Source organism: Stappia sp. G46H5W (genome assembly GCF_058448995.1).
Window position 1 is genome coordinate 85,494 of sequence record NZ_JBZFLL010000007.1, and the last position, 26,612, is coordinate 112,105.

Sequence of the window (26,612 nt, forward strand, 5' to 3'; positions counted from 1 at the left end):
ACCGCGATCAGTGCGCGGTCATCTCCCGGACGATCTCCCCGGCCGAAAGCCCGGACGGATAGTAGGTCGGCCAGTTCGTCAGCTCTTCCAGAACGGCGGCGCGATCCTCTCCCCAATACAGGTGATAGTGATCGGTCTTTGCCGGCGCGATCCGGTGGTCGCTGAACTGGATGTATTGCGGCGCCGCCTCGTCGCCTTCGCTCTTCTTGAAGATAAAGCGCACGCCGCGATTGCCCTTCTTGTAGGTCAGCACCTCATAGCCGTCGCTGGCATAGCGGGCCGATGTCGGCTTGCCGTTCCTGTAGAAGGTGACCGTATCGCCTTCGATGGTGATCCGCTCGACGTCGGTGCGGTAGCCCACCTCGTAATAGGCCTTGTACTCCTCGGCGCTTTTGTCGCCGCTTTCGGCCTTGTGCACCATCACCGGGTCCAGCGTGCCGTCCTGCAGGTAGGGATAGACCGACTGCCAGTCGCCGGCATAGTCGGACAGCGGGCGATCCGCGATCTGGCTGTCCTCGAAGTAGCCCTTGTAGATCTGCTCGTCGCCATGGCTGTGGCCTTGCGCATGGGCGTGATCATCTCCACCCTCGCCGTGCGCCTTGCCGCTGCCGCCGACGACGGCGATGTTGTAGGGCATGCCCTCGACCGCGACCGTGCCGATCTCCGCAAGCGTGTCCTTGGAGATCCGGCGGACCAGGGCAGCCCTCGGATCGCTGATGACGATCTCGTCGCCGGCCATGGCGATCCGCGGGCGAGGATCGTTCCAGTGCCCGTCTATGGAATAGGGCTCGGTCACCTTTGCGCCCTCGATCAGCGCGGCGCCCAGCATGTCGAGCCGGTGCAGCGTGCCGTCCTCCGTCAAGACATAGCCGTAGCGGGCGTCGGCCGGATCGAGCGCGAAGTCGATGCGGCGGAACGGCAAGGCGACATGACGGAAATGCGGCTCGTCGACCGGATCGATGACGACAAGACCGTCCGCGCCGTAATTGCCGAGGAAGGCCTGCATGCTCTTCGCCCCGAGCAGCGTGCCCGTGGTCTTGCCGGCCGGCAGGTCGACCGGATAGTCCAGCATCTCGAATTTCAGCCCGTCGCGGCCGGGCGTCGCCGTCAGCACACCTTCCTTGCAGCCGGCCGCCAGATAGGCGCCGGAAAAGGCCTCGCCGTGAATGCCGGTGCAGGTCGCGACCTCGCCGACAGGCGTGCCGTCGGCCGCAATCGCCTGCAGGCCGAGGCGTGCCGGAGCCGCATCGCCTTCGACCGGCGCATCGGAGGCGACCGTCGTCACCCATCCCTTGCCGAGAGGCGCGACGAAGCCGTGATGGGCGCGCGCCTGCGGGATACGGCGGCTCTCCAACTCGCCATGGGACAGCTCGTTGGCCACGACGATCTCGGCATAGCCGCCACGGTCGAAATTGATCGCCAGCTTGCCGTGATGGTCGATCAGGTGGAACGGACGCGGCCCGCTCAAGGTCTCCTCAAGCGCCGCCGGATCGGTGATCTCGATGTCGGAATGGTCGCCGTGGGAGTCGAGTTTAATGCCGCTCTTGAAGAAATGCACCACATCGCTGTCGGACTGGATGGCGACGACGGCCGCGCCGTTGTTCACGCCGTAGAGCTTGTTCTGGCCGCTTGTCTCGAAGCTCCAGCGATTGTCGGGCTTGTCGAGGTCGAAGGCCGTCACCTTCGCATCGGCATGATCGCCCACGAAGACGCGATAGAGCGTCACGTCCTCCGGATCCTTCGGCGCATCCTGCGCCAGGGCCGCGCCCGTGAGTACGAGCGCAACGCCCGTGGTGAAGCCTAGTCGTCGCAACATGTCGTGTCTCCTTCGGTGACCGGCTGTTCGGTGGCTGGCCGTCTGGGGAACCGGCCTTTCGGTACCTGCCCGGGGAGGCGCCGTGCGGCGCCTTCATGACCGACTATGTTATGTTATTACGTCCGTCAATGATGTTATACCGTTACAAACACAATTCACCGATGCCGCTTTCCTGAAACGGGCCGGCGCGGAACGGACGAGATGTCTTGGGAAAGCGAAAAAATCGGGCGATTGCCTCGATATATCAGATACCTGCCTTTATGCTCCCGGCGAACTCGCCTGGTTTGAGGAGCGTAATATTGGCGGCAAGGGACTGGACGGCGTACCGGCATTGGCACGACCTGCTGGATGCGCTGTGTAGGGAGTGCGGTTATCTCGACAACATGCACCTGGCCGATGCGCTGTACGCGGCGAGCGGCAACCGGACCCCGGCCGCCTTCGTCACGGCGGTGAAGAACCTGCGTAACTGGCGGCAGGGCATCCACATTCCCCAGCGCCGGAATTTCCTGCTGCTCGGCAAGATCCTCAAGGTGGGCGAGCACGACGGCCTGCGGAACCATTGGAACCGGCTCTATCACCAGGCAAGGGCCAAGCCGGCCGGCGGCGCTGAGCAGATCCTTGCCGATCAAGTGCGCCGCGCGCCGGCAAGCCCCCGCTTGCCGACCCGCTCGCGCAGTGTATCCAAACGCTCAGGCCGGCCCGGCCCCATGGACGGCCAGCGGCGCCGGCCGTGACGGCGCCAGCATATCCAGCGTCACTTCGGCGAACCGTGCGAGGAACAGGGCCTCGGCCTGCCTCATCGTGTCCGAAAGCGCGGTGTTTACGGTCTTCTGCACCAGGCAGTCGGGATGATCGCTGCGGTTTCCCATCGCGAACAAGGTCGGGCGGCCGAGCGCCTCGTAGACCGCGAGCAAGGTGATCTCCTTGAGCGGGCGCGCCAGCTGCCAGCCGCCGCCATGGCCCTTTCCCGACTTGACGTAGCCCGCGTCCCGCAGGCCCGCCATCGTCCTGCGAAACACTGCAGGGTTCGTCCCCATGCTTCTGGCCAGCACATCCGAGGTCAGCGCTTCGTCGAACTGCCCCATATGCAGCAGCACATGCAGCACGTCCGAGAGCCTGGTGTCCTTGTTCATGTCTTCCCCGCCTCCGTGCTCGCGCGCAGCTTGCACCCCCTCGAGATCCCGAGAATATCATGTAACAGATCTTGATACATGAGATGCCCGCAATTATGTATCTTCAACTGATACGTTTGACGCCCTCGCCATCGGCGGCGGCGGCTTTGGCGATGTATCGGCCGGTGGTCTTCGAGGCACAATCATGAGCACATACTCCACGCCGTTCACGAACCCGGCCGCCGTCGCCAGCTATCCCGAGGAAACCCTGGCCAAGGTGCCGGGACTGGCCGATCTCCACCGAATGACGGCCCTTCTGCTCAGCGAGCGTGCGCCGGGCCCGGCGCGTATCCTGGTGATCGGTGCAGGCGGCGGTCTGGAGCTCGATGCGATGGCCCAGGCGCGGCCCGACTGGCGCTTCACGGGCGTAGATCCCTCGCCCGCCATGCTCGACATCGCACGGCGGACATGCACTGCCCATGCCGACCGCGTCGAGCTTGTGGAAAGTACGGTCGACGGGGCACCGGCCGGTCCCTTCGGCGGCGCGACATGCCTGCTGACGCTGCACTTTCTGGATCGGACCGAGCGGTTGCACACGCTCCGGGAAATCCGCCGGCGGCTGACACCTGGAGCCGCACTCGTCACCGCACATCACGCCGCGCCGGACGGGGATGCGGAGCGTTGGCTGGCGCGCTCGATCGCTTTTCCAAGGCGGGGCGGCGCGGAGCCTGAGCAGGGCCTCTCCTCGGCGAAGACCATGGCCGCCCGCCTGCCGCTGCTTTCCCCGACCGAGGAGGAAGCGCTCTTGCGCCAGGCCGGCTTTGCGGCGCCGGCGCTCTTCTATGCCGCCTTCTCGTTTCGCGGCTGGGTCGCATTTGCCGACTGAGCGCCGTCCCTGGCCTGCCGTCCGCGCTTCCGCATCGAGGATCCCTCCACCATTCGACATGGATCAATCGCCCTGTCCCCTGCGCGGTGTAGGATGCACAGATCGAGGCCGGACTTTGCAGACGGGCCCGCCAGCACCACCACAGGAACCTTCAAGCACATGCAGACCGTTCAGCAGCTCGTGGAGCGCTCGAGGAAAACCCAGCATGGCTTCAAGGACCTGGAGGCGGCGGCCGACGAGATCCACGCACGCTCCTCCGTTGCGGAGGCCAGGGACGTGGCTCTTCAGCTGCTGAGCTCGGATGTCGCGCAGGCGCGCTGCATCGGAACATTCCTCCTCGGCAGGCAGGCGGCCTCGGACCAGCAGGCGCTGCAGATCTTGAGGGAGCAGGTCAGTCTCGACAGCGACTGGCGGGTTCAGGAAATCCTCGCCAAGGCCTTCGACCGCTATTGCTCGGACAGGGGATACGAGGCCGCCCTTCCCGTCATCGCCGACTGGCTCGCCGATCCATCCGCCAATGTGCGCCGCGCGGTGACGGAAGGGCTCCGGATCTGGACGGGCCGCCCCTACTTCCGCGATCATCCGGAGGTCGCCATCGGGTTCCTCTGCCGGTTCCGGAACGATGACAGCGAGTATCTCAGGAAGTCGGCCGGAAACGCGCTGCGGGACATCAGCAAGAAGCATCCCGCGCTGGTCGAACGAGCCGTTGCCGACTGGAACCTCGACGAGCGGGGGACCAGGCAGACCCACAAGCTGGCGACCCGGCTGCTGGCGGGGGCGAAGGCCAAAACCGGCTGAGCCGTGCAAGATCCCACCGGGCCGCCTCAATTGCGGGCGGGCGCGGTCTCTCCGGTTCTCGTGCCGGTGGCCTGGGCGGCGGCCTTGAAGACCATCTCGAACAGCGCGCCGCCGCTTGCCGAGGGACGGTAGCGCAACCGCCCGCCATGGGCCTCCACGATCGCGCGCACCACCGACAGGCCGAGCCCGCTGCCTCCCAGCTCGCGGGAGCGCGTCGGATCTCCGCGCACGAAGGGGTCGAAGACGCGTGTCGCCATCTCGGGCTCGAGGCCCGGCCCCTCGTCCGCAACGCCCAGCACCGTCTCGCCTTCCCTTTCCGCAAGAGTGATCGTGATCGCGCCCCGGTTGGCGTAGCGCCGCGCATTGGTGACCAGAGCCAGCAAAGCCTGGCGGATGCGCGTCGGATCGACCGCGACGGTCACGTCCTCCAGGTCGAGCTTCAGGTGGAACCCGGCTTCGTGCAGGTCGTGCGCCAGCAGCTCCGCGATCTGCTCGATCTCCCGCGCAAGACGTATCGGCTCGATGTTGAGGTCCAGATGCCCGCTATCGGCGAGCGTGACCGTCCGCAGGTCCTCCACCAGCCTCGCCAGACTGTCGACCTGGAGGATCAGGCCGCGGAGCGAGCGCTCGTCCGGTTCGAACACCCCGTCGATCATGCCTTGGAGGCGGCCTTTCAGGATGGTGAGCGGCGTGCGCAGCTCGTGCGCGATGGTCGCGTTCCACAGCGCCATGTCCGTTGCCATGTCCTCCAGCCGTTGGGCCATGGAATTGAAGTCGTCGATCAGGCCGGCGGTCTCACCAAGCGAGCGGTCGCCGGGCTGGACCCGCACCGACAGGTCGCCGTCGGCGATCCGCCGGGCACTTTGGGCCAGCGTTTCCAGGGGCTCCAATATGCGGCGGGCAAGACGCATGGCCACGACGGCGGCAATCGGCAGGGCAACGAGGATGGCGGCGCCCAGGATCGTGAGATCCGTTGCCGTGAGCCACTCGCTCTCCGTGTCGAGCCGGGGATAGAAGGCGATGATCGCCGTGTAGGCGAGATAGGTGCCGAAGAAGACCAGCAGCCCGGCCACCACGGTGATGGCGGACATGGCCAGGAGGATCTGTCGGCTCAGGCCCGCGCGCATCTTCATGGCATCAGGCCGAGAGGCGATAGCCGACGCCGCGCACGCCCGGCAGCAGGCCGAGCGCGCCCGCTTGCTCCAGCTTCCGCCGCAGCTTGCTGAGATGGCTGTCCACCGTCCGGTCGAGCGCATCCGAGCCCGGCAGGCAGGCGTCCAGCAGTTCGTCGCGCGTGAAGACCCTGGTCGGGTTGCGTGCCATGTGCGCGAGAATCCGGAACTCGGTCAGCGTCAGCGGAACCGGCACCTCGTCGAAACTCGCCCGGTAGGCGTCGAGATCGATTGCCAGGCCGCCGACGCGCAGCACGCCCGCCGCACTGGCCAAGCCCGACCGGCGGAGCACCGCCTTCGCCCGCGCGACGACCTCGATCGGGTTGAAGGGCTTGACCACATAGTCGTCCGCGCCGATGCGCAGGCCCTGCAGCCGGTCGATGTCCTGGTCGAGCGCGGTGATCATGATGGCAGGCGTAGAGCCGCGTCGCCGCAGTTCCGCCAGAACCTCCCATCCGTCGAGGCGCGGCATGGTGACGTCGAGAAGAACGAGATCCGGCTTCAAGGCGAGGTGCAGTTCCAGCGCCGTGCGCCCGTCGCGCGCCTGCACCGTCCGGAATCCTTCGCGCACGAGATAGGCGTCGAGGATCGCTGAAATCTCCTGGTCGTCTTCGGCTATCAGTACGAGTGCTGCCATCGCGTTCTCCATGGACAAGGCATGCCATCAGGCGCGGCCCGCGTCGAGTATCCCTCGCACTCCTCCATCAAATCGCAACACAACCTCCACATGGCGCCAACCCGATGGACGGATAAGGCGAACTCGCCCGAACCGGCACGCCCCCTTCGATGGATGATCGCACCGATGCGCCTACGCCCGCTCCTGACGCTCGCCCTCCTCGCCGCGGCGGCAGTCGCCCTTGCCGCCTGCATGGAGAGCGGCGACGACACGACGACCGATGCCGACAAGGGGCAACAGGAAGAAAGCGCCCCCATCCGCGTCTCCGTCCTCACCGTGCAGCCGCGCCGGGTGATCGTCTATGACGAGCTGCCCGGCCGCGTCTCGGCGCTGCGCACGGCCGAGATCCGTCCGCAGGTCAGCGGGATCATCCAGAAGGTGACCTTCACGGAGGGAGCGGAGGTCTCCGCCGGCGAGCCTCTGTTCGAGATCGATCCCGCGCCCTTTGCCGCCGATGTCGAGGCGGCGTCAGCCGTGCTGGCACGGGCAGAGGCCGATCTCGTCAACGCAACGCTCAAGCATGAGCGGATCTCGGCCCTGGCCGCAACGCAGACCGCAAGCGCCGCAGCCCTCGGCGATGCCAGGGCGGCACTGGCGCAAGCCCGTGCGAGCGTCGCCGAGGCCAAGGCCAACCTGACGCGCCGCCAGCTCGAACTGTCGCACGCGACCGTGCGAAGCCCGATTGCCGGACAGATCGGCCAGGCGCTGACGAGCGAAGGCGGCCTTGCATCCGTCGGCACCGCCAACGCCCTCGCCGTCGTCCGGCAGCTCGGCAGCGTCTATCTCGATGTACGCCGGCCCTCGATCCGGTGGGAACAGCTGGAAGAGGCGCTGGAAAGCGACGGCAGCGAGGATGCCCGCGCCCTTCCGGTCGACATTTTCACCATCACCGGAAGGCCCTACGCGTTCCAGGGCAAGCTGCTGTTCTCCGACAGCACGGTCGACCCCGGCACGGGCAACATCGCGCTGCGCGTGAAGGTGCCGAACCCGCATCGCCAGTTGCTGCCGGGCATGTATCTGCGCGCCAGAGTGCCCAGCGCCATCTACGCCGATGCCCTGACGGTGCCGCAGGAAGCCGTGCTCCGCGACACCTCGGGGCGGCCGCACCTCACGATCATAGCCGGCGACAAGACCGCCAGCCGCCGCGAGGTGGAACTCGGGGCGCTCATAGACAGGCAGTACGTCGTCCTGTCGGGGTTGAAGCCGGGCGAGACGGTCGTGGTCCAGGGACAGGACCGCACGCGCGCAGGGCAGCCGCTCGAGCTCGTCCCCTATCGCCGGGCCTTGCCCGAGAGCGGCTCCTGAGGAGACCATCCGATGCCTCAATTCTTCATCGAGCGGCCGGTGTTTGCCTGGGTCATCGCGATCTTCGTGGTGATGGCCGGTCTCGTCGCGATCCCCCAGCTTCCGGTCTCGCGCTTCCCGGTGATCGCGCCGCCGAGCGTCAGCATCTACGCCACCTATACCGGCGCCAGCCCGCAGACGATCAACGACAGCCTCACGGCCCCGATCGAGCGTGAGCTGGCGGCCGTGAAGAACGTGCTCTACTTCGAATCCTCGTCCGACTCGGCCGGCAACGCCAGCATCACCGTGACCTTCAAGCCCGGGACCGACCCGGAGCTCGCCCAGATCGATGTCCAGAACCGGCTCAAGGCGGTCGAGCCGCGCCTGCCCGAGCCCGTGCGGCGTTCCGGCCTGTCCGTCGAGGGCGTCACGTCGGGCTTCCTGATGATCGTCTCGCTGCGCTCCGACGACGGCAAGGCCGATTCACTGGCGCTCGAGGACTATATGGTGCGCGGCCTGGCCCCGGAGCTGAAGCGCGTGCCCGGCGTCGGCCGGGTGCAGTCCTTCGGCTCGGAGACCGCCATGCGCATCTGGGTCGACCCGGCCCTGCTCGTTTCCTACGCGGTCTCGATGGCCGAGATCGTCCAGGCCATCCAGTCCCAGAACGTCCAGGGAGCGCCCGGCCGCCTCGGCGAGGCGCCGACGGTACCCGGCCAAATGATCAGCGTGCCGCTCACCCTCGACGGGCAGTTGCGAACGCCCGAGGAGTTCGCCGCTATCGTCCTGCGCTCCAATCCCGACGGCTCGAAGCTGACGCTCGGCGATGTCGCCAAGGTCGAGATCGGCGCCCAGACGATGGGCTTCTCGATCTTCGACGGGGGCAAGCCCGCAACGGCGGCGGCCATCCAGCTCGCTCCCGGCGCCAATGCGGTCTCGACCTCGGAGGGCGTCAAGGCGCGCCTTGCCGAACTCGCCGCTTCGATGCCGGAGGGCATCGTCCATGCCGTCTCCTACGACACGGCGCCCTTCGTGAAGCTGTCGATTTCCAAGGTGGTGATGACGCTCGCCGAAGCCATGGTGCTGGTGTTCCTCATCATGCTCCTCTTCCTCCAGAACATCCGCTACACGCTGATCCCGGCCATCGTCGCGCCGATCGCGCTGCTGGGCACGTTCGCCGTGATGTGGGCCATCGGCTATTCGATCAATGTGCTGACGATGTTCGGCATGGTGCTGGCGATCGGCATCATCGTCGACGATGCCATCGTCGTCGTAGAGAATGTCGAACGGTTGATGGCCAGCGAGGGCCTGTCGCCGCGCGAGGCAACGCGCCGCGCCATGCGCGAGATCACCGGCGCGGTGATCGGCATCACGCTGGTGCTGACGGCCGTCTTCCTGCCCATGGGCCTCGCCGGCGGTTCGGTCGGCGCGATCTACCGCCAGTTCACGGTCTCGCTCGCCGTCTCGATCCTGTTCTCCGCCTTCCTGGCGCTCAGCCTGACACCCGCGCTCTGCGCGACGATCCTCAAACCCGTGCCGCCGCAACACGACCGCAAGGGCTTCTTTGCCTGGTTCAATCGCGGCTTCGACCGGCTCACCGGGCGGTATACGGCCTGGGTCGGCTGGCTGCTGAAGCGGCCGGGCCGCGTCATGCTGGTCTACGGCGCCCTCGTCGGCGCGCTGGCGACGGGCTACGGCACGCTGCCTACCGCCTTCGTCCCGGACGAGGACCAGGGCACGTTCATGACATCCTTCACGCTGCCCGCCGATGCCACCGCAGAGCGGACCAAGGCGCTTGTCGAGCACTTCGACCGTCACGCCGCGGCGCGACCCGACATCGTCAACAACCTCTCGATCATAGGCTTCGGCTTTTCCGGCTCGGGTCCCAACGCGGCAATGTCGTTCACGACGCTGCGGGACTTCGATGCACGCAGCGGCAGCACCGCGCTGGAGATCGCAGCGGCCGAGGAGGCGATGCGCGAGACGACGGAAGGCGAGGTCCTCGTGATGAAGCCGCCTGCCATCGAGGAACTGGGCAGCACATCGGGTCTCTCGCTGCGTCTCGTCGACCGCGCGGCGCGCGACGCGGGCGCGCTGCTGGGCGCCGCCGACAAGCTGGTCGCGCTCGCCGGCCAGAGCGCCTTTTTGCGCAACGTGCGCGTCGACGGCCTGCCCGACGGGCCGAGCGTCAACCTGCGCGTGGATCGCCAGAAGGCCGGCGCGCTGGGGGTGTCGTTCTCGGCGATCAGCGACATGCTCGCCTCGACCACCGGCTCCACCTATGTGAACGACTTTCCCCGCGCCGGGATCCTGCAGCAGGTCATCGTCCAGGCACAGGCGAAGGACCGCATGCAGGTCGAGCATGTGCTGAAGCTGCATGTGCGCAACGATCAGGGGGGCATGGTTCCCCTTTACGAAGTGGTGACGCCGGAATGGTCGGTCGGTCCGCTGCAGCTCAATCGCTACAACGGCTATCCCTCGCTCAGCATCTCCGCGGACGCCGCCCCCGGCGTTTCGAGCGGCAGCGCGATGGACGAGATCGAACGCATCGCCGCGCAGCTTCCGTCCGGCTTCGCCGTGGAATGGACCGGCCAGTCGTTCCAGGAGCGCCAGTCCGGCGCGCAGGCGCCCCTTCTGGTCGCCTTCTCCATGGTTGTGGTGTTCCTGGTGCTGGCTGCCCTCTACGAGAGCTGGGCCATTCCCGTTTCCGTCATGCTGGTGGTGCCGCTCGGCATCCTCGGCGCGGTGGCGGCCGTCTATCTGCGCGGGCTGGAGAACGACGTGTTCTTCAAGGTCGGCATGATCACGCTGATCGGCCTGTCGGCCAAGAATGCGGTGCTGATCGTCGAGTTTGCGCGCAAACTGCTCGACGAGGGGCACACGCTGCGCGAGGCGGCCGTGGAAGCGGCCCGGTTGCGGCTGCGCCCCATCGTCATGACCTCCCTCGCCTTCACGCTGGGCATCGTCCCTCTCGTGATCGCCAAGGGGCCGAGTTCGGAGACGCAGAACGCTTTGGGTACCGGCCTGTTCGGCGGCATGATCTCGGCCACCGTCCTTGCCGTCCTCTTCGTGCCGGTCTTCTTCGCGCTCGTGATGCGCCTTGCCGACCGCAAGCTCAAGGACCCGGCCGAGGCACGCCCTGCATCGGCCGAACGCTCCCTGACGTCGTCCCCCATCGAAGCAACATCTGGGAAACAGCCATGACCGCCTCCCCGACCGGCCACATCACCCTCGACCTTGCCAGCCCCGCCGACCTTCCCCGCTTTCGCAAGGAGCTTCAGGAGGCCTTCGCGATAGCGGTGAAGGAAACATTCGGGCCGGCCGACGACGGGCCGATCCCGTCGGACGAGGATGTTGCGGCATCCTTCGAAGCTCCGAACGCCGTCGTTCACCGCATCCTGGAAGATGGCCGGTGGGTCGGCGGGGCCGTCGTCTCCATCGACGTCGCGACGGGGCACAACTCGCTCGACTTCTTCTACGTGCGGGCCGGCGAACTCGGCCGCGGCATCGGCCGAAAGGCCTGGGCCGCCATCGAGGCCGCCTATCCCGATACCAAGGTCTGGACCACGCACACGCCCTACTTCGAGAAGCGCAACATCCACTTCTACGTCAATGTCTGCGGGTTCCACATCGTCGAGTACCACAACGCCCGTCATCCGGACCCCAACCACCCGGAGCCCAACCACCCGGAGCCCGGCAACCCGGACCAGCAAAAGCTCCCGGACGATGGCGGGATGTTCCGCTTCGAAAAGCGTTTTTGACCCGCAAGGCGGGCATCAGCCCATCATGCCGGCAGCCGCCCCGCCGGACATCCACTCGCGGCGCAGGAGGGCGTATTGCAGGGTGTTTTCGTAGATCGGACTGCCGTCCTTGTCCCTGGTGAACGAGACGAACTCCACGAACACGCCCTCCCGGCGCATGCCCAGCTTTTCGCAAAGGCGCTGCGAGGGCGTGTTGTGATCCTCGACATAGGCGTAGAGCCGGCGAAAGCCTCTTGCCCGGAAGAGGTCGTCGAACAGGGCCCTTGCGGCTTCGAACGCATATCCGCGGCCACCGAACTGCGGATTGAGGTTCCAGCCGACCGAGGACGTCTCGTCCTCCTCCCCCTCCTTCGCTACCGCCGAACAGATCGCCGATGACCTGGCCGGTCTGCTTCAGGCAGATCGCGCCAGGTCGTGGGCAGGCGCCCGATCGAGCCGTACGCCGATGCTTCGGGTAGGGATTCCGGTCCGGGAGCCGAACCGAAGCCGATCGGGCCGTAGGGATTGATGCTATGAATCAGGGGGTGGACATGCCAGCCGCCGGAGGCGAGCAGGGGCGATTCCATGATGTCCACCACTTCGCCGAATGTGCGTCCGGGCCGCAGGACCCGCAGTTCTTCTTCGTAACAGGCTCGGGCAACGGCTGCAGCCCGCTCAAACTCCGGATGCGCCGTTCCCACCGTTATGGCGGGCTGGTGTTGGGTTTCGTACATGCCGTAGAAAGCGAAAACTTCGGCAAGCACGACGTCACCCTCTTCGATGATCCTGGGCGGTTGGGCACGATAGGTCCATGCAGCAGGGCCCCAGCCGATGAATTCGCGTCCGGATCCGAAAAGAACCTCTGCTGTAAAGCCGGCATTGCGCAGGCATTCCGCTGTGGTCGCGGCCACGATATCGGCTTCGGTTGATGCTGGGGCCGATGCTGGGCGCGCACGCCATCATCCCGGATTGTCCTGAGATTGCAATCGCCCGACAGTTGGTTTGACGGGTTCAATCGACCGAGATCACACTCCGCACTCAGCGGCCTCTCACCCCTCGTCAGGGTGAAGGAGCTTCCGAGAACTCACGGTTCGCGCAACGCGTCGAGGTCGCCCACACCGTGGCTCGCATCATCTTGTCGAATTCGGAACTGCCTTGAACGCTGGTCGCCGCTTCTGGCGCGGAAACGGCGGAGTTAGGCGTTCATGGGTCTGTTGGGAAATGGCGCACCGGGGAAGATTCGAACTCCCGACCCCCAGATTCGTAGTCTGGTGCTCTATCCAGCTGAGCTACCGGTGCTTAGGCCATCATGCCGCCGCATCAGACGAGAAGTGTCAGACACGAGGCGAGGCGGTCCGTCCGCGGCATCGCCTCCGGACAGGGCGCAATCTCTACTCTGGTCCTACGCCGATTGCAAGCGACCGCACGCGTTTTTTCTTCGACTTTTTTGCGTATCCCCACAGCCTGTTGATAAGCTGCCGGGACGCTCTCATCCGCTTGTGTCGAGAGAAGCTGCAACGCGGCCGGATTCCGCCATTTCCCTGTCCTGCCCGCCACTTGCCGGATCGTCCGGGGCGCTGCGCGGCAGGCGGATTTCGAACTCCGCGCCCGGCCCCGCCCGCTCCACTAGGCAGATATCGCCGCCATGGGCGCGCACCAGCTCGGCAGCAATGGCCAGCCCCAGGCCGGTGCCGCCGCGCCGGGCGGCGGACTGGAACGGACGAAAGAGCTTCTCGCGCAGGGCCGGCGGCACGCCGGGTCCGGTGTCGCGCACCCGCACCACCACCTCCCCTGCCCGGCAATCGGCCTCGACGATCACCCGGCGCACCAGCATGTCGGAGCCGGACTGCTCCAGCGCCTGCACCGCGTTGCGGCACAGGTTCATCAGCACGCGGAACAGCTGCTCGGGATCGGCCTCCACCTCCGCCCCCTCGCCGACACGGTTCTCGAAGGCGACAGCCCCGTCCGCCGACAGGCCCAGCACCTCGCCCACATCGCGCACCAGCAGATCGAGCCGCACCAGCCGGCGGCGCAGCGGCGCCTCGCGGGCACTGCCATAGGCCAGCACCGAGCTGGTGTAGCCGACGGCGCGGTCGAGCGTCGCCAGGATCTTCGGTGCCAGCCGCTGCACAGTCGGGTCGGCGACATGCTCCAGGCGCTCGGAAAACAGCTGCGCGGAGGCAAGAAGGTTGCGCAGGTCGTGGTTGATCTTCGAGACGGCAAGGCCGAGATCGGCGAGCTGCCGGCGGCTTTTCAGCGTCTCGGTCAGCGTCGCCTGCATCGCCGCAAGGCTGTGTTCGGCATCGCCCACCTCGTCGTCGCGGCGCGAGGGCGCGATGATCAGGGTGGGATCCTCGGGCGAGGCCTGGAAGCGGGCCATGGAGCGGGTCAGCCGCTGCATCGGCCGCACCAGGAGCCAGCGCAGCGACAGATAGACCAGCGCCGCCGTGATCGCCGAGATCACCAGCGACAGCGCCAGGATGCGCACCGAAAAGGCCCACATCGCGTTGCGCAGACTGGCCTCCGGCATGACGATGTCGACCCGCCCGCCGATGCCCATCTGCGTGGGGCCGATGACGCGCATCTGTCCGTCGCCGGAGGACAGCAGGATGGCGAAACTCTCCAGCACCGACGTCATCGCATCGGCCTTGCCCATGTCGACCGTGCGGTCGATCTCGCCCGGCGTCTCGACCATGGCGATGAGGCGGCGGCGCTCTCCCTCGTCGAGGGCGACGGCCAGCGCGCCGGTGGCGCGCAGCAGCTCCGCTTGCACCGCCGGGGACACCATGTCGGCCTCCACCAGCACGCTGGCGGCAACGCCGGCGATGGTCAGCTTGTCGGTAAGCCAGGTATTGCGGAAATTGGCGACGGACGGCACGAAGATCAGCACTTCGCTCAGCATCACGAAGAGCACGGTGAGAATCAGCAGCTTGCCCGACAGGCCGCCCCAGCGGCGGCGGCGGCCTGTGCCTTCCGGGGCCGCGCGCACGGGATCGGGCGACGCGGACCGGCCTCGCGCCGCTGCGTCCCCGCGGGACGTCTCGTCATGATGCGGTGCGCTCAATGGCCACCCTGTCGCTGTCTTGCCGTCCCGCCTGCCCGCCGGTCGGCCAAAACGCCACGCCCCGTTTCCGGCGCAGTCCCGGCCTGCCCGCCGTGCCCCTCGCCTCAGCCGAACCGGGCTAGAAAGCGGATGAGGCGGCGAATCCACGGGTTGCGCGCACTGTCAGCATAATAGGAAATCGCCGCGCGGCGAACCGCTTCCGAAAGGGACGGATAGGGAGAGACGAAACCAGCCAGGTCGCGCACGCCCAGCTTGCGGGCGACGACGAGCGACAGAAGGTTGGTCATCTCGCCCGCCCCCGCCCCCACGACGCTCGCCCCGAGGATGCGCCCGCCGCGCCCGGCGACCAGCCGCACCAGCCCGTCCGTGCGCGCTTCGGCCTGCGCCCGGTCGTTGCCGGCAAAGGCGGCTTCCAGCACCCGCACACGCGCTGTTCCGAAGCGGGCCCGCGCCTCCTCCGCGCTCAGGCCGACATGGCCGATCTGCGGATCGGTGAAGGTCACCCGCGGGATGATCTCGCGGTTCTCCTTCGCCGGCAGCCGGAACAGCAGCGCCCGGATGACCACCCCGGCGTGATAGCCTGCGACATGGGTGAATTGCAGGCCACCGGCGACGTCGCCGATGGCATAGACCCGGCGGTTGGAGCTGCGCAGATCCGCGCCCACGGTGATGCCACGCCGGTCGAACGCGATGCCCGCCTCCTCCAGGCCCAGCCCCTCGACATTGGCCTTGCGGCCGACGGCCAGCAACAGATGCGTGCCCTCGATCTCCCGCGCCGTATCGCCCTCGCCCAGCGTTAGCCGGATCGCGCCGGCCGTGCCGGACACGGCGGTGACGCTCGCCCCCTCGATCAGCTCGACGCCCTCTGCGCGCATCCGCTCCAGCACGAGCGCGGCCAGTTCCGGGTCCTCGCGCGGCATGGCGCGGGCCGCTTCGACGACGGTGACGCGGGCGCCGAGCCGGCGATGGGCCTGCGCCAGTTCCAGGCCGATCGGCCCGCCGCCGATCACCAGGAGATGGCCCGGACATTCGCGCAAGGTGAAGATCGTCTCGTTGGTGTGCCAGGGCACCCCCTCGAGACCCGGGATCGGCGGCACCAGCGGTGAGGAGCCGGTGGCGACAACGAAGCGCCGGGCGCGGATTTCCGCCTCTCCCGCCACCACCGTGGTGGCATCGCGAAAGCGCGCGGGCGCACGGATCACCGTGACGCCCAGCCCCTCGAAACGCTCCTGCGAATCATGCGGGGTGATCGTGGCGATGACCTTGCGGACATGGTCGTTGACCGCGGCGAAATCGACATCGACGCGCGGCACGGTGATGCCGAAGCGCTCGGCCTCCTCAGCATGGCGCGCCGCCTTGCCGGCGGCGATCAGCGCCTTGGAGGGCACGCAGCCGTAGTTCAGGCAGTCGCCGCCCATCTCCCCCTTTTCGATCAGCACGGTGTCGACGCCGAAGGCGGCAGCCGCCGCCGCGACGGAGAGCCCGCCGCTGCCGGCACCGATGACGCAGATATCGGGAGTGAGGAGACGGGACATCGGTTGGGCCCTTGCTAACAGGAAGGAAACACGAAACGGGCGGACGATCGGTTGGCGGTGTCAGGTGCCGGGCGGTTTTGCTCGGCCGCGCCACTTTCGCAAGGCAACGGGAATGAGTGCCGCCAGCCCGAGCGCTGCAAAGGCCAGCACCAGCTCGCGGGTCACCAGCGCGGAAAGCTCGATGCTGCAGGTGCCGGCCGCCGCGCAGCCGGGCGCGGCCGCCTCCTGCGCCGCGATCACGCTGTCGAGCCCGGCGCCGATGAAGGCATAGGCATAGGTGCCCGGCAGGATGCCGACGAAGGTCGCGAGCAGGTAGGGCCGCAGCCGCATGCCGAAGACCGCGGGGGCGACATTGACCAGCCAGAACGGGAAGACCGGGGCAAGGCGCAGGAACAGGAGATAATGGAACGCATCCTCGCGAAAGCCTTCCGCCAGGCGCGACAGGAAGGGCCCGGCGCGCGCCGCCAGCGTCTCGCCCAGCGACATGCGCGCGGCCAGGAAGATCAGCCCCGCGCCAATGGTCGCGGCAAAGGCGACCACGGTGCCGCCGAGGGCCCAGCCGAACAGGAAGCCGCCGAGCACGGTCAGCAGCGAGGCGCCGGGAAAGGACAGCGCCACCGCCGACACATAGACGGCTGCGAAGCCGGCAACGGCGAGCCACAGATTTTCGGAAACGAGCTCGGCGAGCTCGGCCCGGCGGCGGATCAGCTCGGACAGGCTCAGATGTTCGTGCAGGCCGAAGGCATAGCCGAGCGCCATTGCCACCAGGATCACCGCCAGCGGCAGGAAACGGCGCAGCGAAGGGCGGCGTACCGCCCCGCCCGTCTTTCCCGTCCCGCCCTTGCCGCTGTCCATGGGTGTCTTCCCCCCGTCCGCCGCGACCGCCGAGGTCTCCGCCTCAGCGCGCATCGTTCAGCCTCCAGTCGTAGTCGTAACCGATGACCGGCGGGTTAGCATCGAGCCTTGCGGCGAGCGTTGCGTCCGCATGGCTGCGCCAGTGGCGGCGCAGGTCGCGCTCGCTGCCGAAGTCCTCGTCGAACCAGCTGTAGATGCGCGACACGCGCAAGCCGCCCTCGCGTGCCTCCACCCCGCGCGGGTGGTTGATATAGGCGCGCGCGCCCTCGTCCAGCATCCGCTCCAGGTCGCGGGCGCGATAGGCCCGCCGCCCCAGGTTGGGGCAGCCAATCGAGGCGCAGTTGACGGCATAGTGCACGCGCGGCTCGCGCCAGCGCTTTCGCAGGATCTCGTGCTCGATGTCGTCGAGCGACAGGTCCCGCCCCTCCACGCGCACCAGGGCCTTGCGCCAGGGCCCGCGGGAGAAGAAGCCCCCGCCGAGGTCGATGTCGCGGATCGAGGCGACCGGATAGTGGGCGAGCACCACCTGCAGCGTGACCGCATTGTAGAGATTGACCCAATAGGCGAAGGCCTCGCCGCGCGGCAGGCGCGAGGCGGCGACCCCGGCAAGGCTCTCGATATAGCGGTCGAGCGCTGCGCGCCCCTCCTCGCGGAAGCGGGCATAGCGGACCCAGTTGAGGCCGTCGCCGCCCGCCACCACGTAGCGCTGCAGCAATTCGGTGAAGGCCTCGTGCGAGGGTTCGGCCGCCTCGGCGCGTGGCGAGCGGGCAAGGGCTGCTGCGCCGATTCCCGCGATCACCACGCGGCGCGACAGACGCGTACCGCCGGCATCGTTTGCGGCATCCGCCTGCGTCTTTACGGTTTGTCGCCTCCACGCCATCGCGCTTCTCCCCTTGGCCTTGCTGGAGTTCTAACGCCGATATGGGGCCGGCAGGTCGCAGAATCGGTTGCTCTCACCGGGAATTGAACCTGCAGGCGGGGCCCGTGAGGCCCGCGTGAGCCGATCCTGAGCCGGCCATGAGCCGGGAGCGGGCGCCGACGAAGCGGAAACTTGCGCAAAGAGGGGAAAACCTGCGCTTCCTGCGCGCTCCCGACGCACCGCTTGTCGTTGACTTCATCCGGTTCGGCCCGTATAAGCCCGGCAATCGGGTCGTGCTGACTTATGCGGCGCCCACGACGCCTCCGTCTGACCGGTCTTGAGGACCTGGGCCGGCCGGGGTCGACCACCAGAAAAATTCGATAACCAGGGCCGCGCGCCCCTCAGCGCGCGGGAAGAAGACAATGAAGCGCACCTATCAGCCGAGCCGCCTCGTCCGCAAGCGCCGCCACGGCTTCCGCAGCCGGATGGCCACGAAGAACGGCCGCCAGGTTCTCGCCCGCCGTCGCGCCAAGGGCCGCAAGCGGCTGAGCGCGTAAAGCAGGCCTGGGCGGGCGGGCAAAGGAGTCGTTTCGGTGATCCAGCCCCCGCCGCGCACAACATTGCCGACGCTGAAGAAGCGCGCCGAGTTCCTGGCCGTCGCAAAGGGCGGCCGGACCTCTCGGCGTGCTTTTGTCATGCAGGCCGCCGCCAGCGAGGACGGCCCGCGCATCGGCTACACGGTCACCAAGAAGACCGGCAACGCGGTGGAGCGCAATCGCATCCGCCGCAGGTTTCGTGCTGCCGTGCGCGCCGCCGCTGAGCAGGCGCGCGGCGATGTCGACTATGTGCTGGTCGGCCGGCGCGGAGCCCTGTCCGCCGATTTCGGCGACCTTGTGCGGGAGATCGGGCAGTGCCTGGCCCGCGCGCCGCTTTCGGGCGGAGACGTGCCGCGGCCACGCCACCGCAAGCGCCCTTCCCCGGCAAATCCCGAACAGCGTCGTGGCGGCAGCGACCGCCGCAGCGAAACTTCCAGCGAATAACGAAGGTGAACGCCGACAATGGCCGAAAACCGTAACACGATCCTGGCTATCGTCCTGTCGTTGATCGTCCTGCTGGGCTGGCAGTATTTCGTCGCCCAGCCGCAGCTCGACAAGCAGCGTGAGCTTGCCCAGCAGCAGGCGTCCCAGAGCGAGCAGGCCACGGCCGACGGAACCCCGGCCCCGCAGACGCCCGGCGCGGCTCCCGCCGCCGGCCAGGGCGGCGCGAGCGTTCCCGGCAGCGCCGGCCCGGTCGCCACCGGGCTTACCCGCGAACAGGCGCTGGAAACCTCCTCGCGCGTTGCCATCGACACCCCGCGCGTCGGCGGCTCGATCAATCTCGTCGGCGGCCGCATCGACGATATCCGCCTGAAGGACTATCGCGAGACCGTCGACCCGGACAGCCCGACCATCGTGCTGTTCTCGCCCAAGGGCGCACCGAACCCCTACTATGCCGATTTCGGCCTCACCGCCGATCCGGGTGCCTCCGTCGCCCTGCCGGACGCCAACACCGTGTGGCAGGCTCCGCAAGGCGCGACGCTGACGCCGCAGACCCCGGTGACGCTGACCTTCGACAATGGCGCAGGCCTTGTCTTCGAGCGGGTCATCTCCATCGACGCGGACTACATGTTCACCGTCGAGCAGCGCGTGCGCAACACCGGCGCCGAGGCCGTGCAGGTCTATCCGTACGGCATGATCGTGCGCAACGGCACGCCGCACACCGCTGGCTTCTACATTCTCCATGAGGGCCTGATCGGCGTGTTCGGCGATGCCGGCCTGTCCGAGGTCGACTACGACGACCTGCAGGAGAGCGGCCGCATCCGTCCGGCCGCCGTCAACCAGGGCTGGCTCGGCATCACCGACAAGTACTGGGCAGCAGCCCTCGTTCCCACGGGCGACGGCGACTTCCAGCCGCAGTTCTCCTATGCCCAGGCGACCGACAACTTCCAGGCCGACTATCTGGGTGCGGCCCTGCGTGTCGAGCCGGGCGCTGCGGCGAGCGCCACCACGCGCCTGTTCGCCGGCGCCAAGGAGACGGCCAAGCTCGACGCCTACGAGGAGAACCTCGGCATCAAGCAGTTCGAGCTGCTGATCGACTGGGGCTGGTTCTACTTCCTGACCAAGCCGCTGTTCTTCTTCATCGACTACCTGTTCCGCCTGGTCGGCAACTTCGGCGTGGCGATCCTGCTGGTGACCGTCGTCATCAAGGCGATCTTCTTCCCGCTTGCCAACAAGTCCTACGTCTCCATGAGCAAGATGAAGCTCGTGCAGCCGCAGATGGTCGAGATCCGCGACCGCTACAAGGACGACAAGCAGAAGCAGCAGCAAGCCCTGATGGAGCTGTACAAGAAGGAGAAGATCAACCCGCTGGCAGGCTGTCTGCCGGTGCTGGTGCAGATCCCGGTCTTCTTCGCGCTCTACAAGGTGCTGTTCGTCACCATCGAGATGCGGCACGCGCCGTTCTTCGGCTGGATCCAGGACCTTTCGGCGCCCGATCCCACGTCGCTGTTCAACCTGTTCGGCCTGATCCCCTGGGATCCGCCGCAGATGCTGATGCTCGGCATCTGGCCGCTGATCATGGGCGTCACCATGTTCGTCCAGATGAAGATGAACCCGGCCCCGCCGGACCCGACCCAGCAGATGATCTTCACCTGGATGCCGGTCCTGTTCACCTTCATGCTGGCCTCGTTCCCGGCCGGTCTGGTGATCTACTGGGCCTGGAACAACTCCCTGTCGATCACCCAGCAGTGGATCATCATGCGCCGTCAGGGCGTCAAGGTGGAGCTCTGGGACAACCTGCGGGGCACCTTCGGACGAAAGAAGGACGAGCCGGCGGAAAAGCCCGCGGCAGATAAGGCCAAGGCCGACAAGCCCAAGGCGAAGTAATCCGCCCGCCATCGCAGGCACCGCAAGATAGAAGTGTGGCCCCGGAGCAACCCTCCGGGGCCATCTTCGTTCCTCTCGCCGCACAAGGGTTGCGGCGGCGGCACGGGACACCCATTAAATCGGAACCAATTTCGGGGAGAGGGTCGATGAACAGGATCGCCTGAAGATGGCGCGAGCAGCTGCCGAGGACGGCGGCTCCGCGCCCGGACATTGCCGAAACGCTGCGCCAGGGCCCTTTCCGGGCCGAGGCACGCTGCGCCAAGGCTGAGCGAGACCTGATTTCATCCCGGAGACATCCCCATGCACGGACCGAACCCGCGCACGCGCCATCCCCTGTCGGGAGAGGCCCACACCGTCTTTCTGAACACGGTGATCACCCGCCCGAACATCCAGGTCGGCGACTACACCTATTATCACGACGAGGACCACGCGGCGGAGTTCGAGACCCGCAACGTGCTCTATCACTTCGACTTTATCGGCGACCGTCTGCTGATCGGCCGCTTCTGCGCGCTGGCCACCGGTGCCCGTTTCGTCATGAACGGTGCCAACCATCCCATGCACGGCTTCTCGACCTATCCCTTCGCCATCTTCGGCGAGGGCTGGTCGGACGGTTTCGACATGGCGGAGCTGGGCGTGGGCTATCGCGGCGACACCATCGTCGGCAACGACGTGTGGATCGGCCGCGAGGCGATGATCCTGCCCGGCGTCACGATCTGCGACGGGGCAGTGATCGGTGCCGGGGCGGTGGTCGCCTGCGACGTGCCCCCTTACGCGATTGCCGTCGGCAATCCGGCGCGCGTCATCCGACTGCGCTTTCCCGAAGAGGTGATCGAACGGCTGCTCGCCATCGCCTGGTGGGACTGGCCGGCGGACAAGATCTCCCGGAATCTCGGTGCGATCCGCGGCGCGGACCTCGACAAGCTGGAGCGAGCCGTCTAGAGCATCCGGACTGGGCGGCGCTGCCGCCGCCCGGTCCGCGCATCCAGCGCCGCCACCGCACGCAAGCCGAGACAGACGCCGCCATGAGCCAGCCGGACGACCGCTCCGACGCAGACAGTCCCCACACCCCGGAGGACATCGAGGCCGGCCGCCTGCTGTTCCGCCGCCCCTGGGGGTTCGTCACGAGCGTCGCGCATCTGGAACAGTTGCCGCCGGAGGGCGAGATCGAGGTCGCCTTCGCCGGGCGGTCGAATGTCGGCAAGTCGAGCCTGATCAACGCCATCACCGGCGTCAACGGACTGGCGCGCACGTCGAACACGCCGGGCCGCACCCAGATGCTCAACTTCTTCGCCGCGCCGGAAAGCGCGGTGACCCTGGTCGACATGCCCGGCTACGGCTATGCGCAGGCGCCGAAGTCGCTGGTCGATGCCTGGACCGATCTCGTCTTCACCTACCTGCAGGGCCGCGCGAGGCTGCGCCGTGTCTTCGTGCTGATCGACAGCCGACACGGGCTGAAGGCGAACGACCTTGAGGTGATGGGCCTGCTCGACAAGGCGGCGGTCAACTACCAGATCGTGCTGACCAAGATCGACAAGATCAAGCCCGGCCAGTTGAAGCGGGTCATCGACGAAACGGCCGAAAAGATCCGCAAGCGCCCGGCTGCGCATCCGCAGATCATCGTCACGTCGTCGGAAAAATCGACCGGCCTTGGCGAAATTCGCGCGGAAATCCTCAAGCTTTCCGCAGGCTGAGCCCCAATCGGACAGCGGGCCGCTCGCAGCCTCTTGCCGACCTGCGAAAAATCAGGATGCTGTGGCTCCGTTGCAGGGGCTGCTGTCGACTCGGATCGCGAATCTTCTCATTTTTTAACGCTACGTAAAGTCACGTGCGCTATGCCTGCGGAATCGAGGGGACAACCGCATGCAAGTGGAAAGCGGGAATGCCGCGGACAGGAAGTCCGGCAAGGCAGAGCGACAACCCGGGGATGCCCGGTTGCGCGCTGAGCTGGCCAGTCTGCACCTCGTCGGCCATTCTCCCGATCCAGCCCTGGACGAGATCGTCCGCCTCGCCGCCCGCATCACCCGCTGCCGCAAGTCCTTCGTCACCTTCGTGCATGATGACGAGGTTTTCGTGCTGGCCGGCACCGGCAGCGATGCGACGCGGGTTCCAGCCGCCACCTCGGTTTGCGGCGTCGCCTACCGGGCCGACCAGCCGCTCGTCGTTCCCGACCTGACCGCCGACCCGCGCTTCAAGAACTTTCCCTATGTCGAGATGGACGGCGGCAACCGCTTTTACGCCGGCTGTCCCGTCAGGCTGGAAAACGGCTTTCCCATCGGCACACTCTGCGTCATCGACGACAAGATCCGCCCGCAAGGGCTGAGCGAGGACGAGCTGGCCAGCCTCGCCCATCTCACCGACCTCACCGTGCGCCTGCTGGAGAGCCGCAGGCGCGATGCGCGCTTCTCCAACTATCTGGAGATCGCCTCCGACTGGATCTGGGAGCAGGACGCGGAGTTCCGCTTCACCTATCTGTCGCCCAGCGCCGACCGGTATCTGCTCCAGGTGGAGAACTTCATCGGCAAGACCCGCTGGGAAGCCCCGTCCGGCAACGGCGAAAGCCCCGAGTTCTGGACCGAGCACCGCCGGATGCTGGAGGCCCACCAGCCCTTCCGCGACGTGCGCTTCCGTTGCCACCGGGAAGGCAAGGAACGCTTCCACTCGATCAGCGGCCGGCCGGTCTTCGGCGCCGACGGGACCTTCCTCGGCTATCGCGGCACGGCGCGCGACATCACAGACATCGAGACGGCGACCCGCGAGCTGGAGCATCTTGCCCGCCACGATCCGCTGACCGGGCTTGCCAACCGCGCGACCTTCGAGACCCGCGTCACCGATGCCTTCCGCCGCTGGGAGGAGACCGGCGAGGAAGCGACGCTGTTCCTGCTCGATCTCGATCATTTCAAGCTGGTCAACGACACGTTCGGCCATTCCAGCGGCGACCGGCTCCTGATGGAAACGGCGCGGCGCCTGTGCGCCCATGCCGGGCCGCAAGCCACGGTCGCCCGGCTCGGCGGCGACGAGTTCGCCATTCTCGAGCCCTCGCTCGCCCGCGACGGGGCGATCGCCGAATATGCCGCCGGGCTTGCCCAGGCGATCTCGGTCCCGGTCGGGGGAGCGCATGCGCATGAGGGCTCGGAATGCGGCTGCAGCATGGGCATCGCCGTGCTGCCGGACCATGGCGGGTCGTTCAGCCAGTTGATGGGCAATGCCGACCTCGCTCTTTACGAGGCCAAGAGCAAGGGCCGCGGGCGCTTCATGGTGTTCGACACGACCATGCGGCGCGAGGCGGACGAGCGCAACACGCTGGCGCGCGAGCTGGTCGACGCGGTCGAGCAGCAGCAGTTCCAGCTGCTCTATCAGCCGGTGGTGCGCATCAGCGACGAGGCGGTGATCGGGGCCGAGGCCCTGATGCGCTGGAACCATCCCACGCGCGGCATGCTGCCGCCCGGGGCCTTCATCGCCGCACTCGACGGCAGCCGCCAGGCGGCCGATGTCGGCTACTGGGTGCTGGAGGAGGCCTGCCGCACCGCCCATCCCTGGGTGCTGGCGTCGCCGAACGGCTTCCGCCTGTCGGTCAACCTGTTCTCGGGGCAGCTGCGCGACCCGCGGCTGGTCAACCGGGTCCGCTCGATCCTGGAGCGCACCGGCTTCGACGGGCGCAATCTCGACCTGGAGGTCACCGAGAACATCCTTCTGGCTCCGGGCGGCGACGTTGCCGACACGCTGCGCAAGCTGAAGCTGCTCGGCGTTGCCATCGTGCTCGACGATTTCGGCACCGGCTACGGCTCGCTCAACCATCTGCTGCAGTTCCCCATCGACCGGATCAAGGTCGACCGGCAGTTCGTGCGCGGGCTCGGCGAGAAGGTCGACTACAACACCGTCACCCACGCGGTGGTGAAGCTGGCCGTCGATCTCGGGCTGAAGGTGACCGCCGAGGGCATCGAGACCGAGGAGCAGAAGAGCTTCCTGGCGCTGATCGGCTGCAACGACCTGCAGGGCTTTCATTTCTCGCGGCCCGTCGCGGCCGAACGCATTGCCGAGCTGATCGGCGCGAGCGAGGCGCTCCCCGCGCTGCAGGCCGCGGCCATTGCCGGGGGCACGTCCTCGCAGTTCAAGGCGAGCGTCGCCTGACGCCTTTCCCACGGCTTTCGCATCGCGCGCCTTTGCCGGGCCGCAATTGAGCCCATATCGGAAAGCAGCTATAGACCTTCGTCGATGCGCGGATATCCGTCCGCCGTTCCTCATGTCCAGCCGAGGTGCCACTGCGTCCATGACCGAAACCGCCCCGATCAATCCCGCCAAGGTCATCTCCACCGCCCTGCCGCACATGCTGCGCTACGACGATCAGGTCGTGGTGGTGAAATACGGCGGCCACGCCATGGGCGATCCGGCCCTGGGCAATGCCTTCGCCCGCGACATCACCCTGCTGCGCCTTGCCGGCGTGCTGCCGGTGGTCGTGCATGGCGGCGGCCCGCAGATCGGCACGATGCTCGACCGGCTCGGCATCAAGAGCGAGTTCCGCAACGGCCTGCGCGTCACCGACAAGGCGACGGTCGAGATCGTCGAGATGGTCCTCGCCGGCTCGATCAACAAGGAAATCGTCCACCTGATCAATGCCGAGGGCGGCAAGGCGGTCGGCCTGTGCGGCAAGGACGGCAACATGGTCACGGCCGAGAAGCTGCAGCGGCGGGTGCGCGATCCCAATTCGGCGATCGAGCAGATCCTCGACCTCGGCTTCGTCGGCGAGCCGGCGGAGGTCAACCCGACCGTGCTGCGCCTGGTCATGAAGGAAGAGCTGATCCCGGTGGTCGCGCCGGTTGCCCCCGGCGTCGACGGCGAGACCTACAACATCAATGCCGACACCTTCGCCGGCGCCATAGCCGGCGCGCTCGATGCCAAGCGGCTGCTGTTCCTCACGGACGTTCCGGGCGTGCTCGACGCCAACGGCAAGCTGATCAAGGAGCTCACGGTCTCGCAGGCGCGCGCGCTGATCGAGGACGGCACGATCTCCGGCGGCATGATCCCGAAGGTCGAGACCTGCATCGAGGCGCTGGAGCGCGGCGTCGAGGGCGTCGTCATCCTCAACGGCAAAGTGCCGCACGCGGTGCTTCTGGAGCTGTTCACCGACCAGGGCGCCGGGACCTTGCTGCGTCCATGAGCATCACGGCAGGCGAAGGCCCCCACGCGCACGAGCAGGATCTTCGGGTCTTCATGGGCGTGGAGGCGTGGGTCTTCGACCTCGACAACACGCTCTATCCGCCGAGCTCCGACCTGTTCTCGCAGATCGACGCGCGCATCTCCGACTATATCGCGCGTCACCTCGGGCTGGGGGCGGACGAGGCACGGGCGAAGCAGAAGGCGTTCTACCGCGATTACGGCACGACCTTGCGCGGGCTGATGATCGAGCACCGGATCGAACCCGACGCCTTCCTGGAATATGTCCACGACATCGACTATTCGCCGGTCCAGCCCAATCCGGACCTGGGCGTGGCGATCGCGCGGCTGCCGGGCAGGAAGTACATCTTCACCAACGGCGACCGGCCGCATGCGGAGCGCACCGCGGCCCGGCTCGGGATTTCCGAGCATTTCGACGACATCTTCGACATCGTCGCCGCCGGCCTGCTGCCCAAGCCGAATCTGGAGACCTACAACCGCTTCCTGGAAAAGACCGGCGTCTCGCCGGCGCGCGCGGCGATGTTCGAGGATCTCGCCCGCAATCTCCAGGTGCCGCACAAGCTCGGCATGCGCTCGGTGCTTCTGGTGCCCGAGGGCACGCGCGGCGTCTTCCGCGAGGAGTGGGAGATGGAGGGGCAGAACGCCCCCCATGTCGACTTCGTCACCGACGACCTGACCGGGTTCCTAAACGCGGTGCACGGGGCGATGAACGCCTGAGCGCG

General features: G+C 67.2%; 23 protein-coding genes, 1 tRNA gene and 2 pseudogenes. 14 read left to right on the top strand and 12 right to left on the bottom strand.

Features of this window, described 5'->3' with window-relative positions; genetic code table 11:
• Positions 1 to 7: 7 nt before the first annotated feature.
• Positions 8 to 685 (bottom strand): ZinT family metal-binding protein, encoded by a 678-nt coding sequence (locus ACVJ6E_RS21145; RefSeq protein WP_491676529.1) that lies wholly within the window; start codon positions 683 to 685, stop codon positions 8 to 10.
• 1,430 nt (positions 686 to 2,115) lie between these two features.
• Here ACVJ6E_RS21145 and ACVJ6E_RS21150 point away from each other — a divergent pair.
• Positions 2,116 to 2,550, top strand: coding sequence for a hypothetical protein (locus ACVJ6E_RS21150; RefSeq protein ID WP_147421844.1), 435 nt, complete (start codon positions 2,116 to 2,118; stop codon positions 2,548 to 2,550).
• Here the strand turns inward: ACVJ6E_RS21150 and ACVJ6E_RS21155 are convergent.
• The gene (locus ACVJ6E_RS21155; protein ID WP_120268477.1) at positions 2,506 to 2,949 is read right to left on the bottom strand and encodes an Rrf2 family transcriptional regulator; all 444 of its coding nucleotides are present in this window, start codon (positions 2,947 to 2,949) and stop codon (positions 2,506 to 2,508) included. The two genes, ACVJ6E_RS21150 and ACVJ6E_RS21155, sit on opposite strands and share 45 nt — an antisense overlap.
• Positions 2,950 to 3,133: 184 nt before the next feature.
• On the opposite strand from ACVJ6E_RS21155, the gene ACVJ6E_RS21160 reads away from it, so the two are divergent.
• Together ACVJ6E_RS21160 and ACVJ6E_RS21165 are read left to right on the top strand one after the other, a co-directional pair.
• Positions 3,134 to 3,814, top strand: a complete 681-nt coding sequence (locus ACVJ6E_RS21160; protein WP_120268476.1) for a class I SAM-dependent methyltransferase — start codon at positions 3,134 to 3,136, stop codon at positions 3,812 to 3,814.
• Positions 3,815 to 3,973: 159 nt separating this feature from the next.
• Complete coding sequence (locus tag ACVJ6E_RS21165) at positions 3,974 to 4,612, top strand: DNA alkylation repair protein (protein ID WP_120268475.1); 639 nt, start codon at positions 3,974 to 3,976, stop codon at positions 4,610 to 4,612.
• Between the two features lie 26 nt (positions 4,613 to 4,638).
• On the opposite strand, the gene ACVJ6E_RS21170 is transcribed toward ACVJ6E_RS21165, so the two are convergent.
• Together ACVJ6E_RS21170 and ACVJ6E_RS21175 are read right to left on the bottom strand one after the other, a co-directional pair.
• Entirely contained in the window at positions 4,639 to 5,745 is a 1,107-nt protein-coding gene (locus ACVJ6E_RS21170) for an ATP-binding protein (protein WP_120268474.1), read from the bottom strand.
• 4 nt (positions 5,746 to 5,749) lie between these two features.
• Positions 5,750 to 6,421 carry a response regulator gene (locus ACVJ6E_RS21175; RefSeq protein WP_120269213.1) on the bottom strand — a complete coding sequence of 224 codons (672 nt, stop codon included), beginning with the start codon at positions 6,419 to 6,421 and terminating at the stop codon, positions 5,750 to 5,752.
• A gap of 165 nt (positions 6,422 to 6,586) precedes the next feature.
• Between ACVJ6E_RS21175 and ACVJ6E_RS21180 the strand changes: the two genes are divergently transcribed.
• The 3 genes from ACVJ6E_RS21180 to ACVJ6E_RS21190 are packed head-to-tail and all read left to right on the top strand — an operon-like array spanning position 6,587 to position 11,502.
• On the top strand, positions 6,587 to 7,765 hold the full coding sequence (locus ACVJ6E_RS21180; protein ID WP_491676524.1) for an efflux RND transporter periplasmic adaptor subunit: 1,179 nt from the start codon (positions 6,587 to 6,589) through the stop codon (positions 7,763 to 7,765).
• 12 nt (positions 7,766 to 7,777) lie between these two features.
• A complete protein-coding gene (locus tag ACVJ6E_RS21185; RefSeq protein WP_120268472.1) occupies positions 7,778 to 10,945 on the top strand; it encodes a multidrug efflux RND transporter permease subunit in 3,168 nt (1,055 codons plus the stop codon).
• Complete coding sequence (locus tag ACVJ6E_RS21190) at positions 10,942 to 11,502, top strand: GNAT family N-acetyltransferase (protein ID WP_120268471.1); 561 nt, start codon at positions 10,942 to 10,944, stop codon at positions 11,500 to 11,502. Before ACVJ6E_RS21185 ends, ACVJ6E_RS21190 begins: the two co-directional genes overlap by 4 nt.
• Before the next feature lie 15 nt (positions 11,503 to 11,517).
• Here the strand turns inward: ACVJ6E_RS21190 and ACVJ6E_RS21195 are convergent, their stop codons facing one another.
• The 8 genes and pseudogenes from ACVJ6E_RS21195 to ACVJ6E_RS21230 form a co-directional block, all read right to left on the bottom strand.
• Positions 11,518 to 11,661, bottom strand: a complete 144-nt coding sequence (locus tag ACVJ6E_RS21195) for a hypothetical protein (protein ID WP_491676525.1) — start codon at positions 11,659 to 11,661, stop codon at positions 11,518 to 11,520.
• Positions 11,662 to 11,712: 51 nt separating this feature from the next.
• A pseudogene (locus tag ACVJ6E_RS21200) lies at positions 11,713 to 11,871 on the bottom strand (GNAT family N-acetyltransferase); the annotation flags it as partial.
• Positions 11,856 to 12,404 (bottom strand): annotated as a pseudogene (locus ACVJ6E_RS21205) (M24 family metallopeptidase); the annotation flags it as partial. The pseudogenes ACVJ6E_RS21205 and ACVJ6E_RS21200, both read right to left, overlap by 16 nt.
• A gap of 299 nt (positions 12,405 to 12,703) precedes the next feature.
• Positions 12,704 to 12,780, bottom strand: a tRNA-Arg gene (locus tag ACVJ6E_RS21210).
• A gap of 190 nt (positions 12,781 to 12,970) precedes the next feature.
• Positions 12,971 to 14,545, bottom strand: coding sequence for a sensor histidine kinase (locus ACVJ6E_RS21215; protein ID WP_208996681.1), 1,575 nt, complete (start codon positions 14,543 to 14,545; stop codon positions 12,971 to 12,973).
• Positions 14,546 to 14,649: 104 nt separating this feature from the next.
• Positions 14,650 to 16,080: an FAD-dependent oxidoreductase gene (locus tag ACVJ6E_RS21220; protein WP_120268470.1), complete on the bottom strand. Its 1,431-nt coding sequence runs from the start codon at positions 16,078 to 16,080 to the stop codon at positions 14,650 to 14,652.
• 60 nt (positions 16,081 to 16,140) lie between these two features.
• The gene (locus tag ACVJ6E_RS21225; RefSeq protein ID WP_120269211.1) at positions 16,141 to 16,935 is read right to left on the bottom strand and encodes a TVP38/TMEM64 family protein; all 795 of its coding nucleotides are present in this window, start codon (positions 16,933 to 16,935) and stop codon (positions 16,141 to 16,143) included.
• A 43-nt stretch (positions 16,936 to 16,978) separates the two neighbouring features.
• Entirely contained in the window at positions 16,979 to 17,815 is an 837-nt protein-coding gene (locus ACVJ6E_RS21230) for a DUF547 domain-containing protein (protein WP_120268469.1), read from the bottom strand.
• A gap of 401 nt (positions 17,816 to 18,216) precedes the next feature.
• On the opposite strand from ACVJ6E_RS21230, the gene rpmH reads away from it, so the two are divergent.
• From rpmH to ACVJ6E_RS21270, 8 genes are all read left to right on the top strand, one after another.
• A complete protein-coding gene (rpmH, locus tag ACVJ6E_RS21235; protein ID WP_067220180.1) occupies positions 18,217 to 18,351 on the top strand; it encodes a 50S ribosomal protein L34 in 135 nt (44 codons plus the stop codon).
• Positions 18,352 to 18,387: 36 nt separating this feature from the next.
• Complete coding sequence (rnpA, locus tag ACVJ6E_RS21240) at positions 18,388 to 18,834, top strand: ribonuclease P protein component (protein ID WP_491676526.1); 447 nt, start codon at positions 18,388 to 18,390, stop codon at positions 18,832 to 18,834.
• A gap of 18 nt (positions 18,835 to 18,852) precedes the next feature.
• The gene (gene yidC / locus ACVJ6E_RS21245) at positions 18,853 to 20,718 is read left to right on the top strand and encodes a membrane protein insertase YidC (protein WP_120268468.1); all 1,866 of its coding nucleotides are present in this window, start codon (positions 18,853 to 18,855) and stop codon (positions 20,716 to 20,718) included.
• Between the two features lie 300 nt (positions 20,719 to 21,018).
• On the top strand, positions 21,019 to 21,657 hold the full coding sequence (locus ACVJ6E_RS21250) for a CatB-related O-acetyltransferase (RefSeq protein WP_120268467.1): 639 nt from the start codon (positions 21,019 to 21,021) through the stop codon (positions 21,655 to 21,657).
• A 41-nt stretch (positions 21,658 to 21,698) separates the two neighbouring features.
• Complete coding sequence (gene yihA, locus ACVJ6E_RS21255; protein ID WP_491676530.1) at positions 21,699 to 22,409, top strand: ribosome biogenesis GTP-binding protein YihA/YsxC; 711 nt, start codon at positions 21,699 to 21,701, stop codon at positions 22,407 to 22,409.
• A 241-nt stretch (positions 22,410 to 22,650) separates the two neighbouring features.
• Positions 22,651 to 24,846 carry a sensor domain-containing diguanylate cyclase gene (locus tag ACVJ6E_RS21260; RefSeq protein ID WP_158592665.1) on the top strand — a complete coding sequence of 732 codons (2,196 nt, stop codon included), beginning with the start codon at positions 22,651 to 22,653 and terminating at the stop codon, positions 24,844 to 24,846.
• Positions 24,847 to 24,958: 112 nt separating this feature from the next.
• A complete protein-coding gene (gene argB, locus ACVJ6E_RS21265) occupies positions 24,959 to 25,873 on the top strand; it encodes an acetylglutamate kinase (protein ID WP_371811344.1) in 915 nt (304 codons plus the stop codon).
• Positions 25,870 to 26,607: a pyrimidine 5'-nucleotidase gene (locus ACVJ6E_RS21270; RefSeq protein WP_120268464.1), complete on the top strand. Its 738-nt coding sequence runs from the start codon at positions 25,870 to 25,872 to the stop codon at positions 26,605 to 26,607. The genes argB and ACVJ6E_RS21270 overlap by 4 nt, the downstream gene beginning before the upstream one ends.
• Positions 26,608 to 26,612: the final 5 nt, after the last annotated feature.

What these genes read in the sequence shown, in the direction of transcription:
- ACVJ6E_RS21165 (WP_120268475.1), top strand. Translation starts at nt 3,974, where the DNA reads ATGCAGACCGTTCAGCAGCTCGTGGAGCGCTCGAGGAAAACCCAGCAT.
- ACVJ6E_RS21220 (WP_120268470.1), bottom strand. Translation starts at nt 16,080, where the DNA reads ATGTCCCGTCTCCTCACTCCCGATATCTGCGTCATCGGTGCCGGCAGC.
- ACVJ6E_RS21180 (WP_491676524.1), top strand. Translation starts at nt 6,587, where the DNA reads ATGCGCCTACGCCCGCTCCTGACGCTCGCCCTCCTCGCCGCGGCGGCA.
- ACVJ6E_RS21185 (WP_120268472.1), top strand. Translation starts at nt 7,778, where the DNA reads ATGCCTCAATTCTTCATCGAGCGGCCGGTGTTTGCCTGGGTCATCGCG.
- ACVJ6E_RS21190 (WP_120268471.1), top strand. Translation starts at nt 10,942, where the DNA reads ATGACCGCCTCCCCGACCGGCCACATCACCCTCGACCTTGCCAGCCCC.
- argB (WP_371811344.1), top strand. Translation starts at nt 24,959, where the DNA reads ATGTCCAGCCGAGGTGCCACTGCGTCCATGACCGAAACCGCCCCGATC.
- ACVJ6E_RS21230 (WP_120268469.1), bottom strand. Translation starts at nt 17,815, where the DNA reads ATGGCGTGGAGGCGACAAACCGTAAAGACGCAGGCGGATGCCGCAAAC.
- ACVJ6E_RS21225 (WP_120269211.1), bottom strand. Translation starts at nt 16,935, where the DNA reads ATGGACAGCGGCAAGGGCGGGACGGGAAAGACGGGCGGGGCGGTACGC.
- ACVJ6E_RS21195 (WP_491676525.1), bottom strand. Translation starts at nt 11,661, where the DNA reads ATGCGCCGGGAGGGCGTGTTCGTGGAGTTCGTCTCGTTCACCAGGGAC.
- ACVJ6E_RS21170 (WP_120268474.1), bottom strand. Translation starts at nt 5,745, where the DNA reads ATGAAGATGCGCGCGGGCCTGAGCCGACAGATCCTCCTGGCCATGTCC.
- rpmH (WP_067220180.1), top strand. Translation starts at nt 18,217, where the DNA reads ATGAAGCGCACCTATCAGCCGAGCCGCCTCGTCCGCAAGCGCCGCCAC.
- ACVJ6E_RS21160 (WP_120268476.1), top strand. Translation starts at nt 3,134, where the DNA reads ATGAGCACATACTCCACGCCGTTCACGAACCCGGCCGCCGTCGCCAGC.
- ACVJ6E_RS21175 (WP_120269213.1), bottom strand. Translation starts at nt 6,421, where the DNA reads ATGGCAGCACTCGTACTGATAGCCGAAGACGACCAGGAGATTTCAGCG.
- ACVJ6E_RS21155 (WP_120268477.1), bottom strand. Translation starts at nt 2,949, where the DNA reads ATGAACAAGGACACCAGGCTCTCGGACGTGCTGCATGTGCTGCTGCAT.
- ACVJ6E_RS21250 (WP_120268467.1), top strand. Translation starts at nt 21,019, where the DNA reads ATGCACGGACCGAACCCGCGCACGCGCCATCCCCTGTCGGGAGAGGCC.
- yidC (WP_120268468.1), top strand. Translation starts at nt 18,853, where the DNA reads ATGGCCGAAAACCGTAACACGATCCTGGCTATCGTCCTGTCGTTGATC.
- ACVJ6E_RS21270 (WP_120268464.1), top strand. Translation starts at nt 25,870, where the DNA reads ATGAGCATCACGGCAGGCGAAGGCCCCCACGCGCACGAGCAGGATCTT.